Raw genomic sequence first — 14874 nt, forward strand, 5'->3', positions numbered from 1 at the left:
GATTCCGACTACCTGATATAATCAGATTATAATAAGATGTTCTGGAGGAATTGAAAATGAACCGTACGATCCTTATTGCCGATGATCATGAGGGGATTCTCGATATACTTAAAAGTTACATTACCAAAGCGGGGTTTACTCCGATCTTAGCTCATGATGGGGAAGAAGCCCTTAAACTATTTATAGAATACTCACCTCTTCTCCTCTTACTGGATGTAATGATGCCAACGAAAGATGGTTTTGAAGTCTGTCGTGAAATCCGCCAAACCTCTAATGTCCCCATTATTATGATTACGGCGAAAGGCGAGGATGCCGATCGAATCATGGGGCTTGATATCGGAGCGGATGATTATGTTGTCAAACCCTTTAGCCCGGGTGAAGTCATGGCCAGAATTCGCGCTGTCTTAAGACGTCTTGACCTTTCGGAGGAAGAAAAGAAAGATATCATTCGTTTTCCTGGTCTTGAGCTCAATATCTCAGACTATGAAGTCAAGACCAATGGGCAACCTACCAATCTAACCAAGAAAGAAATAGAAATTTTATGGCTATTAGCCACTAACCCTGGGAAGGTTTTTTCACGAGATAATCTCTTAAACAGTATTTGGGGCTACGACTATTTTGGAGATACCCGCACAGTGGATACCCATATTAAACGGCTCAGAGCGAAACTAGACATCTCTACCGAAACCTTTGACTGGGATATAAAAACCATCTGGGGAGTGGGTTACAAGTTTGAGGTGAAGCATGTTTAGAAAACATATAGCCTTTCAACTAATGGCTGGCTTCGTTCTGATCGTCTTGATTTCCATGCTAACCATTGGGACATTCTTTATTCAGATGTTTCGTCAATATACCTTTGAAAGCCATCAATCAACCCTGTTAACCCGTGCACACAGCATCTCAGAAATGATGTCCGAAAACGCGCAAGGCAACAGTTTCATGAGAGGTTATGGTGGATTGATTCGATTCCTTGATACGATGTCTGAGGCAAAAGTCTGGATTACCGACACTGAAGGAAACCCTGCTCTAATGTCAGGAATGGGGATGGGGATGATGGGCTCTGGTCAGGGTATTTCCACTCAGTCTGAGCCACTGCCTGCCGAAGCGGATAATGTCATCAAAGCCGTGCTTTCTGGAAAAGAGTCCGTGAGTGAAAGCTTCAGCAGCGTCTATAATGAATCAACACTAACCGTCGGGGTTCCAATTTTAAACTCGGATAAGCAAGTAATCGGTGCTGTACTTTTGCATGCTCCTGTCACTGGAATTACAGAGACCTTAAACCGGGCTGTTCGTATCTTAGTTATCAGTCTGCTTGCTGCGCTCATTCTTGCCGTCGGCTTAGGCTTTTTTTTCTCCGCGCGCTTCACTCGTCCATTAAAGGCCATGAATCAAGCAGCCCTCGAAATGACACGTGGAAACTACTCAGCACGGACAGGAATTAACCGCCTTGATGAATTGGGGCAGTTAGGTAACTCCCTTGATCATCTGGCCGCAGAACTTAGCCATACCATAAGTCAACTTTTCCAAGAGAAGGGCAAGATGAGCGACATGATTTCGAGTATTTCTGAAGGGATCATAGGGTTTGACCTAAACCTCAAACCCATTAACATTAATGAAGCCCTTCCAGGAATTATGAATCGACCCATTCCCTACATGGAAGAGACTCTCATCAGAGATATTGAAACACTTGGAATTGCTTTCAGTCTTAAAGAAGTTATGGAAAATAAAAAAACCTCCTATGTCCTAAAGGATTGGAACGGTAAAAAGCTAAAATGGACCTTATCTCCCATCATAGATCAAGATAAAAAAGTGACCGGCTGCGTGGTACTGATCCAGGATATCAGTGAAAGCGAACGTCTAGAACAATTCAGAAAGGATTTTGTCGCTAATGTCTCTCATGAATTCCGTACCCCGCTTAGCGTTATAAAAGGCTCCCTTGAAGCTATTATAGATGGTACAATTGATCAACCAGAAGAGATTCAACGTTACCATAAGAGAATGCTTTCAGAAACCCGAAGCCTTGAGAGACTTGTTAAAGACCTATTGGAACTTTCTCGTCTTCAATCTGGAAAAGTCTCCATTATTAAAGAAAAAGTCCATCTTCCCTCACTTCTTGGGGATGCTGTAAAAAGCCTTCAAACCGTCGCCGATAAAAAAGGGATACGGATAGATTACGTGCAAGACACATCGAACATCCCCCCGATCTGGGGTGACTATGACCGGTTAAGACAACTTTTTGTTATTTTCTTGGATAATGCTGTGAAATACTCTCCAGAAAATACAGTAGTTACGGTTGAATCCAAAGCCGACGAAAGAGTTGAGATTACGATTCGTGACCAGGGCTATGGGATTCCGGAAGTTGAGCTTCCTTATATCTGGGACCGATTTTACAAAGTGGATAGAGCACATCGAGGAAATGGAACAGGGCTGGGCCTTGCCATTGCTAAGCACCTTATTGAGCTACACAAAGGCGCTGTTTCTCTACAAAGTGAGTTGAGTAAAGGGACATTAGTAAAGATAACACTTCCAATGGTTTAAAGGGGAGGGCACTTTTCTTACGCTGAGGGATTGTAGGAACTTCTGAAAGAACTACCAAATATGAATAACAAGAGAATGCAAATAATAATTTATTTCACTAAGCTCTTTACTATAAAACATCCAATCTCTATAATAATTATTAGATAGTGATTTTCAGAACTTTTATTGAAAGTAAATAATCAATATATTCCTCAAGTTGTTTTAAATTCACAAAGAGGAGAGTAAGATGGAGAATAATGCATTTCATTCCCAACGGAAATGGAACTTCGGATTTATTCTATTTCTTACATTGTTGGTCGCCCTCCTTTCTCAGATAAGTATCCGTCTTACGCTACTCTTTGCACTAGGAATAAGTTTAGGTTTTGTCTTACAAAAGTCTCGTTTTTGTCTTGTAGCTGCTTTGCGCGATCCACTATTGATCGGTATGACTCAACTCACTCGAGCCTTTCTTTTGCTTTTGGGGATTAGTATCCTTGGCTTTGCGATAGTGTACTGGGGAGCGTCGCAGAAAAATATCCCACTGGCTCTCAATGTTTTTCCCATGGGCGTGCATACCGTTGTCGGTGGAATGTTGTTCGGGATAGGAATGGTATTGGCCGGCGGGTGTGCTACCGGAATTTTAGTACGTATTGGGGAAGGCTTTGCAATGCAAATGGTGGCTTTTTTAGGTTTTGTTGTAGGCTCTGTTTTGGGAGATCGATCATTGATAAACTGGAAAAACACCTTTGGTGAATCACCGGGGATTTTCTTGCCCGATATTTTAGGTTGGTTTATAACCCTTATTCTGGAGATCACTGTATTATCTGCCTTATGGATGTTGGCTAGATGGTGGCAAAAAAAACAATTAGGAGAATAGGTGAACAACTGTGGCTCGTTATTCAATAGATATATGGGGAGAAATGTGTCCAATTCCCCTAATTAAAGCAAAAAAGAAATTGTTGTCTATGCAATGCGGAGATATTTTAGTCCTTGAGACTGAACACAGTTGTACCTCAAGAGGTATTGTCGTTTGGGCAAAAGCCAATCAGTATATTATTGAAGAGGAAGAAGTGGCCAATGGAATATGGCATCTTGAACTTACGAAAACGCATGATTAGGAAGAGTGTAAAGCGATGAAAAAGACTTTGCAGACAATCATCCATGGACCTTGGGCTTACTGGATCGGAGCCATTATTTTAGGTGTGCTTAATATACTTGTACTAATCGTGAGGCGTGAACCTTGGGGAGTCACTTTAAATATCGAGATCTGGGCGGAATGGATCGGAACTAACCTTGGAGTGCTCAATGACCGGGGATATACGTTTAAGGAATTAATGACTTCCTCTGGAACCTATTTGAACTTCGGATTACTGCTCGGTTCTTTTTGGGCAACTTTGGTCGCTTCGCAGCTTCGATTTCGGCCAATTCGAAATAAGAAATTCTTTTTTTCTGCCCTGATCGGTGGACTCTTCATGGGTTACGGAGCTCGGATTGCTTATGGTTGCAATGTAGGCGCCCTGTTGAACGGAATTGCTTCTAGCTCTCTTACCGGATGGATTTTTGCAATCGCGACATTTTTAGGAACTTTGCTAGGTTCAAAACTTCTCCTTAAATATTTAATGTAAAGAGAGACAGTTGCACTGTCTCTCTTTACATTTTCACTATTCTTTTAACAAAGGCAGCTTTCCTCAGGACTCGTAAGGAATTTAATAAATAGCTTTGTTTTGGTCGAAAGGGATCGATTTATTGGATAAACGAGATTAAAGTTTATGGGCATTTCTAAATCGGTAATGGTAAGAACTCTAAGTGATCCAGTATAAGCTTCTTTGCGAACCGCGAGACGTGGCACAACCGATCCGCCCAATCCAGCTTCAACCGCAGATTTAATGGCATAAGTATTCCTCATTTCAGTAATTACGTTCAGATGATTCAGGGAATAGCCTTCACGTGCTAAAGCCGATGCCAGAACTCTCCGGGTACCTGATCCATCTTCTCGAAGAATTAACGGATGTTTGAGGAAGTCTTGAAGGGAAATAACATCTCCTTTAGCGGGATATTGAGGAGGTGCAATAAATACTAATTCATCCGATGTGACAGGAAGCGCTTTAAGTGTAGAAGAATCTGGATCTCCTTCCACAACTCCGATATCAACTTCTCCAGACATAACCATGCGCAGTACTTCATCGGCATTAGAAATATTCAAGTTAAGCTCAACCTCTGGGTGCTCTTCTTTAAACAAATAAATCGTGCAAGGAAGAGCGACATTTCCAATAATGGTGCTTGCCCCAATCATGATTTTATTATTTACATGTTTAAAGATGGTTTCAAGCTTTCCTTCCATTTCGTCCTGAAGGTCGAGAATCTTTTGGGCATATTCATATAGTACTTCGCCAGCCTTAGTCAGCGTTACTCCCTGTGGAGTTCTGGAAAGCAATTGCCCTCCATAGTATTCTTCTAAATTTTTTACATGTGTACTTACGGCTGGTTGGCTCATGTGTAATAATTTCGCTGCCTTTGAGAAACTTTGCTGACGCGTTACCATACAAAAGATGTTGAGTTGGTTACTATCCATTACAATTCACCATCCCCTAATTTACCTAGGAAACTAAACCTTGAATTGGTTTTATTCTATAGCCCAACATATTAAAAATCAACGAAATGTGATAACTCTATTCCCCATTAATATCCAATGGTACATCTAACTTTCCTCCCGAGGATGGAGTATCCTTCGAGACATCATGGCATCTATGGCAGTCATCTGAAGACTGTTTATCCGGATCCTGGAGACACCCACTGCCAATGACCTGTGGAATTTCGAATTTTTCTGCATTCGTTTTACGATAACTAAACCATTTGCCATCTTCCTGGCGTACGTATGGTAATTCCTCTCCCTTTGCTGTCTTTAGAATGACATCCCCTATTTTGAGAGGGGGAAAGAGTTTATTGATACGATCTTGTACCCAGGCTACATCGGATTTATCCGTTATTTTCCACTCAATAGGCTGACCAGCAGTACTTCCATGGCAGTCCCGACATTGGATTTTCAACGCTTTCCATTCAGAGACGTACATTTCTCCGTCCCCCATAACCTCTTTTCGGGTATGGCAGTCTATGCAGTCCAAGTTAACTTCGCATTTAGTAAAGACCAATCCCGGAGAATAAACATTCTGCCAGCGTGTTCCCAGATCTTCCTTATCCGGGGATGGAGAAGCTTTAACTTGGTCCAAATCATGGCGCGGAATAAAATCCATGGTATCGAGTTCATATTCTCCCTGATTATGGCATTGATCGCACTGTGTGTATGGGATTTGCACGGTTAAGCGGTGGGATATCCCATAGCCTGATTTTTCTCGAGGAATAGTTATGTCGTTTCCCTCATAGGTATGTTGCGAATTGGTTGGGACATGACAGGTCTCACAACCGTTAGCCTGCATTCCTTCTTGCCCAAGCAGTTCCTCTCCTGCCTGGAGTTCTTCGTATCCAGGGAGCTTTCCCCTATCCAAGTGGCAAGACAATAAGCAATTCTCCTGGAATTTTACCTCTTCCAATCGACCGTTAAAAGGCGCAGGCACATCCGCAGTTGTCTCCCCAGGTTTTAGCAGCACCTTCGGAGGGATGTCCAGCCCGTACATGTATCGGGTCATGGAGAGTTCACCCCCTTTACTGGCCATTAAGGAAGTGTTCAACAAATCCACCTGATTGTCAGCTTCTTGTTTATTGCCACTATGGCACTGCCCAACAAAGGAATTACCTCCGCAACTCAGGCGAGCCACCTTCAACTGAGCTGGGTGCCCTTTGCCATACATCCCTTCATGTGCAGTCTTTTCATCCAAAGATAGGGGATTTCCCCCGTGACAAGCCGTACATCCGATACTATCACTGGAGTGAGAATCTGAAATTTCTTCAATCCCCAAATGACAGGTCATGCAGCGTTCAACGCGCCCGTTTGATAGTCGAATTTCCTGTACTACTGGCTTCTTTTCCCGCCATTCTTTGATTTCCTGTTCCAATTTTTTAGCTTCCTCTGCATCTTGAACCATGGAAATATCATGCCGAAGCCCCGCTATCTGGGCCTGGAAATACTTAGTTTGCCAGTCCTGCCAAGGAGAAGTGCCATACGACCTCACGGCCAATAAAAACATCGCTAGGCAAAAGGTAATTGCCAACCCAAGAAGCACTAGTAAACGTTTAGACATGCTGGCCCCCCTCAACCCACAAACATATACAAAAATGTTAATCCTACCCAAATAAAACTAAAAATCAGGAAAATTACCCAGACCCAACGAGTTCCTACTTTTTCTCCCCATCGAGGCAGGGTGAAGAGCACTGCCATAGACAAAAGCGGTATAACCCACCCGCTCAACCATACTGGCAACCGATGTAAGAGCCATTGGATTGCACCAAATACCCAAGGGGCTTTTGATACACTTACCGCTGTAGCCTCTGGTGAGCTATCCAAAGGTACTTTTATTACAACGGTCAACCCCAATAAAAGGCCCAACCATAGAAAGGTGCTAATGTATTCCCTCAGTTGCAACTCATTCAGTAGTACTTTTTCTTTAGGTCTGCTATATTCAATCTTTTCCGTCACTTGAGACCTGTCACTTTCTATTGGGTCCATATTCTCACCTCGCGCCCAGTGCACATACTTTTGTCCATAATCTCGCCCACCTACAGCGCATCCCTTACAAAGGCCTAATCCCACCATTTTTCCGAATCCGCCAAAAATGGAACATCTGTAGAAAACCTGCTACTCCTGCCAAAATAAAGGCGTGCCAGGCAAAAATATTTAAGGTACTGCCATTGAGAGGCGAAGGCTGCCCAAAAAAAATCGTTGCCAAAGCCTGTCCCCCAGGTAATATTGTGAGCAAAGTTTTCCCAACCGTTGCCGCAGCCCCGCTTTCTTGCCCCCCTCGGAGCAGATATCCGGTATAGTCTAACATCACGGTTAAGAGAAAAAGCACGACCCCGATCACCCAATTAAGCTCCTTTAGAGGGCGGTAGGCTCTCAACCATACTACGCGTACCATATGCAGGAAAACGCTCACCACCATCATCTGCCCTGCCCAGAAATGCAAGGAGCGGACGAGTCCCCCGTAAGGCAGAGCAGAATCAATTTCGCTTAAAGAGGCAAAGGCTCTATCTCCGGGTTGGTAATAGAACACCAGTAACACTCCAGTAAGACTCAATACAATAAAGGCCAAAAAAGATAATCCACCAAAGCAAAACGTAGCTCTAAACCGTAGAGTCCCTGCCCTTAATTGGCGGGGGCGAATATGTTCCAAAAAGGACATTTCCTGCTTTGACATCGTAGCGTATTCTCCCTATCTCCTCAATTCGGCATACCACTTCTTTTGAACTCCAGCACTCATGCCTACTATCCTAGCGGCTGCTGTAGATGATAAAAACCATCTTTTTCCTTCAATTTCGCCTGCGCCAAAGGCTTTACCGCAGGGCCTTTTAAAGGCTGCCCCTCACTGCTGTAACAGCTGCCGTGGCAAGGACAAACCCACTGATTCTTTTCTTGCTCATAGTGTACCTCACACCCCAAATGAGTGCAACTGGCCCACATTGCTTCAACTTCATTGTTTCCTTGCCGTAGCCAAAAACGAGTTTGTCCAAGTTGCTGCCAATTATTGCTCAAAGGCAACTTGCTCATGGCAATTCGGGCCTCAACTAGCGGGTTTTCCTTAGCTGTTAAAAAGCGACTGAACGGATAAAGACTAGCAACCCCTATCACAATCAGAGCCTTTCTCCCTATATTTAAGACTTGCCGCCTGTTATAGAGTAACCGATCACTGGTCAACAATTTCACCCCTTTTTACTCGATATGGAAACATAGATAAATCTTTCAGATTGCTCCTGGAAAAAGTAAACGAGCTAGAAGCTCGTTTACTAAGAGAATTTTTAATTATTGTTCACTGGCAAGATTATCTAAACAACTGCCCAGTATACACAACAAAATATCGTAAACATAAACCCCCAATAATAACCAGCCCACTGACAGGTAATATAACATTTTTATGTTTAACTATACTATAGATTGATAAAAGCAAGGGCAGTACTAGTCCTAAAGCAACAACGCCTAGCCAGAACGGGAGAGCCATACTTCCTGTAAAAAATATAGGTTTGACGGATAAATAAAGAAGGGCGATCAAAACGAGCTCAATAATAATTAGAACCATATCAATTTTTTTGAAGGTTGTTATATCCCCACTGTTTACTGCTCCAATCAAGGTTGCAGCTATACCTGTAGAAGAAGCAGACACTAAAAAAAGTATCGGTAAGAAGGGAATCGCCTCAATCCCAAGAAACGGAGTGTGCCAGAAGCTACTGGTCGTAACAGCCGATAGTAAGAAACCCGTGTAAGTCGCAGTCCCAACAGAAAAGAGCGCTCCCAAGGCAGCTACCGGTTTGCGGAAAGTCTGAAGACCCTGGCCCGCAGAAGTAGCGCCTACTTCTGCAAGAGCAGTTTTATCATTGGTGCCCGCAGAAGTAATCTGAGTCTGTTTTTTCACTGTAGCATTCGACCATACCAGGTAAGCATATACTACTGCCAAAGCTGAGAAAGCCGAGATTATAAAGACACCGACAGACATTACGGAGCCAAAGTTCACATTAAGGAGAAGTTTCCAGAAAGTTAATGGGCGACCTAAGTCAACAACTAATAACCCTAGGCCAATAATAATTGTCACTGGAGCGATATAAGCTCCCGACCGAATAACCTTTGGATACTGCTTTTTACTAAAAAGATCAGTCAATGAAGCAGTTAGGAATGCCCCGCCAGCAATCCCTGCCAGGAACAAATAGAAAGCAATTATGCCGCCCCAAGCGACCTCATTTACACTTGTACCCCATGTAATATCCACTCTACTTCACCACCCCTTCATAAATGTAATAAACATCTGGATGGGTGCCTAACTCAGGCTTACGAACTTCGCCTTTATGTTTTGCTAAAAACTGTGAGGCTTCACTAGACGGATCATTAAGATCCCCAAAAATCAAAGCACTTCCGACACAGGTTGAAACACAGGCTGGTTTTTCCCCTTTTGAAACCTTTAATTCGTAACAGAAGGTGCATTTATCTGCTGCACCCGTTGCTTTGTTTAGAAAACGAGCATCATAGGGACAAGCAGTCATACAATACTTGCAACCAACACACTTATCGATATCGATTAAGACCACTCCATCATCATTGTAGTGAGAAGCCTTTGTCGGACATACAGTGACACAAGGCGCATTTTGACACATTTGACAGGCTTCTTTAATAAAATATTGTGAAAGATTTGGATAGGTCCCTTTTAGCCCATTTGCCAGAGTCTTAGTTCTGTACTGTTCATCAGGTACATTATTTTGAAACTTACAAGCGACTGTACAAGCCTGACAGCCAATACACTTCGCAAGGTTGATAATCATGGTATACCTTTTAGTCAACAAAATCACCCACTTTCTGTAAATTCGTTTGAATAACTTTAAGAATTGAGGCAACCTCAGCGTAAACCGGGCGATGAGAATTTTTAATCTTGGGTAAAATACACTTTAAAAAAGGAGTCAAATGAAATTCTTCAAAATCTCTTAGTAATTTTCCCTGTCCATTTCGGGCTAGCAACGCGCAGAATTCTAATTCAACCGCTAAATGATCAGGAAGTTCTCCGCTATCTCCTATTTCAAACCCGCACATTGCATAAAATTGTTTAACCATAAATGCTTCTTTACCTAGAACTAAACCTTCTTCTCCTAAATAAACAGAAGCATAAGGAGTAGCTTCTACTTCACCTGTTTCAAAAAGCGGGATATAGTGTTCCCATAAAGCATTAAGGCGCTGTTCCCCTGGTGGAAATCGAAGACAAAAACTGCTCAAACTCTGAACTAAATCGTCTATTTCTGGAATGACTTCCGACCAGAGGTCAATGAATTCTTCTAAATGATTGGCGACCTCTTGATCAGGTCGATGAAAAACTGCTGCAAAAGACATATAGAGTTCAGGAATATTTTCTTTATGCATTATCCTTTTCGAACAGTTACAAAAGTAGCCGAAGTAACTGTGTTACCCACTTCCCCAAGTTCATTAGGAATTAGATAATTACCATTAATACCTTTCCCAAAGGCTCTTTTAAGCTCAGGTGAAATACGTCCAAAGCCATGATAACAGAAGACGGTATCTGGCCGAATTCCTTCCGTCATTTTCAATTTACCCTTTTGCTCATACTTCCCAGAGGAAATTACAATGTCATCTCCATCTTTTAAGCCAAGTTTTGTACAACTCACTGTATTCATCCACAGTGTATTTGCTGGCATAAGCTCATTCAGGATCGGGACATTTGCTGTTCCAGCATTTGTGTGCACAGCGACTTTACCCTGCACAAACCGGAATTTACCCCCTTCCGGCTGAGGATGACTAACATATTTCGGGACACCCTGTTTTGTTGCTTCTTCAATCTCTTCCGAGAAGATCTGAATCTTTTTACTTTGGTTTGTCAGAACATTATCTAAGGATGCTTTGGGATCGTTAGCTCGAAGATAGAATGGCTTCATCCCTGCTGGGGTCCAAACTCCGATTTCCTTCATTTTGCCTATGGTTAAACCAGTAGGAGCGAGTTGTCGAGTTATAAAGTCTTCCATATCCTTGAAATCAAAATAATCACCAAAGCCCATCTTTTCCCCAAGCTCTTTATAAATCTGCCAGTTGGGTTTTGTATCTGGGTAAACAATCGGTACAGCAGGTTGTCGAATTATATATTTAGGAGTTAAAGCCGACATATCAAAAATCGGCTCGAAACGTTCTAGATAGGTGCATTCTGGCAATATCACATCAGAATAATAAGCTGTGTCCGTCATATAGACATCACAGGTTACCAAAAGATCAAGTTTTTTGAACGCTTCTATGCTCCTCGCACTTTCAGACGATGAGATATAAGGATTAAAACGATGAACAAGCCAAGCTTTGATCGGATATGGCTCTCCAGTTAGAATGCTTTCGATAACTTTCCCAACAGACCCATCATAAGCAGTAATGAGTTGTCCCGGTGTGCCTTTTATGCCTGTACCGTCAATACGGGGCTTGTCAGGCTTAGGAGAACTCGGTTGTGCTACCCCACCTAACCCTTTAGCGTAACCCGCTTGATCCGGGAAATTCTTCAGGAAACTTGCTGGTTTAGTTGTATAATATCCTCCCGGAACTTCTAAGTTTCCAATCATCGTATTTACGATCAGAATCGCACGACGCAGTTGATAATCGTTAGAAGTATACGTCGTTCTCCAGCCAAAGTCTAAGATAGCATTAGGTTTTGCAGCAGCAAACTCCCTGGTAATCTGAATAATTTTGTCTTTGGAGATTCCGGTCTCTTTTTCTGCCCACTCTGGAGTTTTATCCTTAACTTCTTCGACCCATTTTTCAAAGCCCTCCGCATATTGGGAAATATAGTTTTGATCATAGAGATTTTCCTTAATCATAACGTTGGCCATGGCCATGACAAAGGCTAAATCAGTGGTCCCTTTGATAGGTAGCCACTCACCTTTTGAGGCAGTAACACTAAACCTTGGATCAAGGACTACAAGTTTAGCTCCATTGCTAATTGCTTTGGAAACTGCTCGGGTCTGAGAAATGTGAATTCCTTCAAACCAGTTTCGTCCTAAAGCTATAATATACTTTGCATTGGCATAATCAGCTGCAATTGCTTCATTTCCAAAGGTAGCATCTAAGGCCACGGAACGAGTCATCGGACAGGTTGATTCATGTGAAAATATATTAGGAGTACCCAAAGCTTTACCAATCGTCCGGAAGAACCAATCGTGGGGTCCTTTACGGCTAGCTAAAGCGATAGATTCCCCACCGTATTGATCCTTTACGTTATATAATTTATCAGAAATATAGGTATAGGCTTCGTCCCAACTTACTTCTTTAAATTTGCCATCACCCCGTTCACCCGTACGAATCATCGGTTTTTTAATCCGTTGGGGATCATAAAGAAGTGATGGGCCTGCATTTCCCCTCGCACAGATTACCCCACCAAAAGCCGCGTCATTGGGATGTCCATCGATTTTGGCGACGTACCCTTCTTTAACCTTTATAGCAATGGGGCACTGGTTTCTACACATTTCACATGCAGAATAAACCGTGGTTTCAGTCTCGACACTCGTAGCCTTAGCCTTGAGCGGGTCTAGATAGTTAAAGGTACCAAATCCCCCCATGAGTGTCATGGAACCACCTGCACCATAGAGTATACCCTTTAAGAAATTTCTACGTTTCATTTTTTCCCCTCCCCACAACAACATCATTATTGTTCAATGATTGAATTAATTTAACATCCGCCTTTCATTTCCTGTACCTCAGCCTTAGGCGCCCCAGCACTACCACCGCTACTATTAGCATCTCCACTAGTTTTGCTACCAGCTGAGCTGACAATTCCTCTCCACTCCATCATGCCCCCAGATAAGACTTTAATCTTGTTTTGGTCATAACCGTTCTTTATAAGAGCATGCCACGCTGTCTCTGCGCGAGTTCCGTTTAGATCAATCAGTACTACGTCTTTGTCTTTACTAATCTGAGTAAGGTTTTTTTCCAAATCAGCCAAAGGTCTGTTAATCGCCATCTTAATATGCCCGGCAGCAAATTCTCTGGATTCCCGCACGTCAACTAACTGCAATTCTTTATTTGTCTTTATGCTCTCCTCCAATGCATTAGCCGATAAACTAGCCGTATACGGTAGGTCGACAGTGACTGCTTGACCTTGTTGTGATGCATTCTGGCTGGTATTAGTTGTGGGTTCTTGCACTTTGTTAGCTGTCCCAGTAGCTGACGGACTATTACCACAGCCGGATAAAAACAAGATACCAAAAACTAACATTAATAATGCATAAACAAAGGTTAAACTACTAGACCTCCTTGACTTTGATTCTACTCTCAAATCTCTCGCCCTCCTCTTAGAATTTAATTCACATGATAACTCAGAGATAATTTGTTAATCTTCTCAGAAATCAGCGCTTATTTTTATTTCGTCATGTGATATTTTTCTCCTTTATTTGACCTTATACCTAAATACTATAAGGCTATAGTAAAGGTTTATAGCCTATATAAAGGAATTTTACTCCTTTAAGAGAATATATTTTTTAGTGAAATATAGAACTTGAAAGGATGTTTATTATGCAAAAAAGAAAACTAGCTCTGTTCTTGTCTCCCCTCCTAATTGCCGGCCTACTTGTCACGGGTTGTGGTCAAGCAAAGCCTGCTTCTACACCTGCATCAAATGCAGCAGCAGCAACTTCATCTGCTCCTGCTCCATCTGCACCGGCTGAAGACCCAACAAAAGTTATTAAAGGAGCAATTGAAACTTACTTCAATGATATCGGTACTAATGTTAAAAATTCTTATAAGATTACTGAGAAAGATTTAAAGGACGAACTCGATAAAACCCCAGAAAAATATGTTGTATTCGATATTCGTAAAGCAGATGTTTATGCTCAAGGACATATCAAAGGAGCGATTAACGTACCATATGGTCCAGATATCGCCAAAAACTTAGATAATATTCGTGCAATCGCCAAAGACAAGACCGTAATCGTTGCTTGCTATACTGGACAGACCGCTGGGCAAGCTGATTCACTTCTGAACGTTGCTGGAATCAAAACCCTCTCCTTAAACTCAGGCATGGGGGGTAGTGGTACACCAGGCTTTGAGGCAAGAGGCTGGTTGGGAATGAAATATCCAACGGTAACAGAAGCGACTCCTATGCCGACAGCTCCAGCAGTTGCCTCTAAGAACAAAGTAATTGACGCAGCAGTCCAAAAGTATTTTAATGAAGTACCAGCTGACTCCTATAAAATTGATCTTCCAGCAATGAAAGATGCGCTTGCTAAAGAGGCTGACAAATACTACATTGTTGATGTTCGTAAAGCAGAAGATTTCGCCAAAGGTCATATTAAAGGTGCTATAAATGTTCCTTACGGCCCTGATATTGCGAAAAATCTCGATTCTATCAAGGAAAAAGGTAAAGGCAAAACCGTCGTTGTCTATTGTTACACCGGACAAACGGCTGGCCAAACAGACTCCTTGCTTAATATCTATGGAATTAACACCAAGAGCCTGAATTTCGGATTCGGTATGGATGGCTTTGCTAAAGGGTGGAGTGCTGATAAATCGTACGAAGTTGTAAAATAATCACTTTAACAATAACAATAGAATAACCCTTAATAAGACGAAAGAAGAGATGGCTAATCCATCTCTTCTTTCGTTTACAGAAAGGTAACTGCCCTGGCTGAAACAATTTCTCGAATTTCATTTTTGATTGCCACGATTGAAATAGATTCAACCGCGACAAGTTTAATCCTCCCAACACTAGATGCATGGGTCTTTAATAA

At 42.3% G+C, this 14874-nt stretch carries 16 protein-coding genes; 6 read left to right on the forward strand and 10 right to left on the reverse strand.

Annotation, left to right across the window (positions count from 1 at the left end):
• The first annotated feature begins 56 nt into the window (after positions 1-56).
• The 5 genes from ACZ42W_RS12000 to ACZ42W_RS12020 all read left to right on the forward strand — a co-directional run bounded on the left by ACZ42W_RS12000 (position 57) and on the right by ACZ42W_RS12020 (position 4142).
• Positions 57-752: a response regulator transcription factor gene (locus ACZ42W_RS12000; protein ID WP_464165590.1), complete on the forward strand. Its 696-nt coding sequence runs from the start codon at positions 57-59 to the stop codon at positions 750-752.
• Positions 745-2538, forward strand: coding sequence for an ATP-binding protein (locus ACZ42W_RS12005; RefSeq protein WP_464165591.1), 1794 nt, complete (start codon positions 745-747; stop codon positions 2536-2538). Before ACZ42W_RS12000 ends, ACZ42W_RS12005 begins: the two co-directional genes overlap by 8 nt.
• A 226-nt stretch (positions 2539-2764) precedes the next feature.
• A complete protein-coding gene (locus ACZ42W_RS12010; protein ID WP_464165592.1) occupies positions 2765-3394 on the forward strand; it encodes a YeeE/YedE thiosulfate transporter family protein in 630 nt (209 codons plus the stop codon).
• Between the two features lie 10 nt (positions 3395-3404).
• Complete coding sequence (locus ACZ42W_RS12015; RefSeq protein ID WP_464165593.1) at positions 3405-3635, forward strand: sulfurtransferase TusA family protein; 231 nt, start codon at positions 3405-3407, stop codon at positions 3633-3635.
• 15 nt (positions 3636-3650) lie between these two features.
• Positions 3651-4142, forward strand: a complete 492-nt coding sequence (locus ACZ42W_RS12020; protein WP_464165594.1) for a YeeE/YedE thiosulfate transporter family protein — start codon at positions 3651-3653, stop codon at positions 4140-4142.
• Positions 4143-4186: 44 nt separating this feature from the next.
• Here ACZ42W_RS12020 and ACZ42W_RS12025 read toward each other — a convergent pair whose 3' ends face one another.
• The 10 genes from ACZ42W_RS12025 to ACZ42W_RS12070 all read right to left on the reverse strand — a co-directional run bounded on the left by ACZ42W_RS12025 (position 4187) and on the right by ACZ42W_RS12070 (position 13424).
• Positions 4187-5089 (reverse strand): selenium metabolism-associated LysR family transcriptional regulator, encoded by a 903-nt coding sequence (locus ACZ42W_RS12025; RefSeq protein WP_464165595.1) that lies wholly within the window; start codon positions 5087-5089, stop codon positions 4187-4189.
• Between the two features lie 97 nt (positions 5090-5186).
• Positions 5187-6713, reverse strand: coding sequence for a hypothetical protein (locus tag ACZ42W_RS12030; RefSeq protein ID WP_464165596.1), 1527 nt, complete (start codon positions 6711-6713; stop codon positions 5187-5189).
• Positions 6714-6724: 11 nt separating this feature from the next.
• Positions 6725-7138 (reverse strand): hypothetical protein, encoded by a 414-nt coding sequence (locus ACZ42W_RS12035; protein ID WP_464165597.1) that lies wholly within the window; start codon positions 7136-7138, stop codon positions 6725-6727.
• 64 nt (positions 7139-7202) lie between these two features.
• On the reverse strand, positions 7203-7826 hold the full coding sequence (locus ACZ42W_RS12040) for a cytochrome b N-terminal domain-containing protein (RefSeq protein WP_464165598.1): 624 nt from the start codon (positions 7824-7826) through the stop codon (positions 7203-7205).
• 68 nt (positions 7827-7894) lie between these two features.
• Entirely contained in the window at positions 7895-8323 is a 429-nt protein-coding gene (locus ACZ42W_RS12045; protein ID WP_464165599.1) for a Rieske 2Fe-2S domain-containing protein, read from the reverse strand.
• Positions 8324-8447: 124 nt separating this feature from the next.
• A complete protein-coding gene (nrfD, locus tag ACZ42W_RS12050; protein WP_464165600.1) occupies positions 8448-9386 on the reverse strand; it encodes an NrfD/PsrC family molybdoenzyme membrane anchor subunit in 939 nt (312 codons plus the stop codon).
• 1 nt (position 9387) lies between these two features.
• Positions 9388-9933, reverse strand: coding sequence for a 4Fe-4S dicluster domain-containing protein (locus ACZ42W_RS12055; protein WP_464165601.1), 546 nt, complete (start codon positions 9931-9933; stop codon positions 9388-9390).
• A gap of 10 nt (positions 9934-9943) precedes the next feature.
• Positions 9944-10522 (reverse strand): TorD/DmsD family molecular chaperone, encoded by a 579-nt coding sequence (locus ACZ42W_RS12060; RefSeq protein WP_464165602.1) that lies wholly within the window; start codon positions 10520-10522, stop codon positions 9944-9946.
• On the reverse strand, positions 10522-12768 hold the full coding sequence (phsA, locus tag ACZ42W_RS12065; protein ID WP_464165603.1) for a thiosulfate reductase PhsA: 2247 nt from the start codon (positions 12766-12768) through the stop codon (positions 10522-10524). The genes ACZ42W_RS12060 and phsA overlap by 1 nt, the downstream gene beginning before the upstream one ends.
• Positions 12769-12818: 50 nt before the next feature.
• On the reverse strand, positions 12819-13424 hold the full coding sequence (locus ACZ42W_RS12070) for a rhodanese-like domain-containing protein (RefSeq protein WP_464165604.1): 606 nt from the start codon (positions 13422-13424) through the stop codon (positions 12819-12821).
• Positions 13425-13660: 236 nt separating this feature from the next.
• Between ACZ42W_RS12070 and ACZ42W_RS12075 the strand changes: the two genes are divergently transcribed.
• Positions 13661-14674, forward strand: a complete 1014-nt coding sequence (locus tag ACZ42W_RS12075; protein ID WP_464165605.1) for a rhodanese-like domain-containing protein — start codon at positions 13661-13663, stop codon at positions 14672-14674.
• The last annotated feature ends 200 nt before the right edge of the window (positions 14675-14874 follow it).

The organism is Desulfitobacterium elongatum (assembly GCF_055378975.1).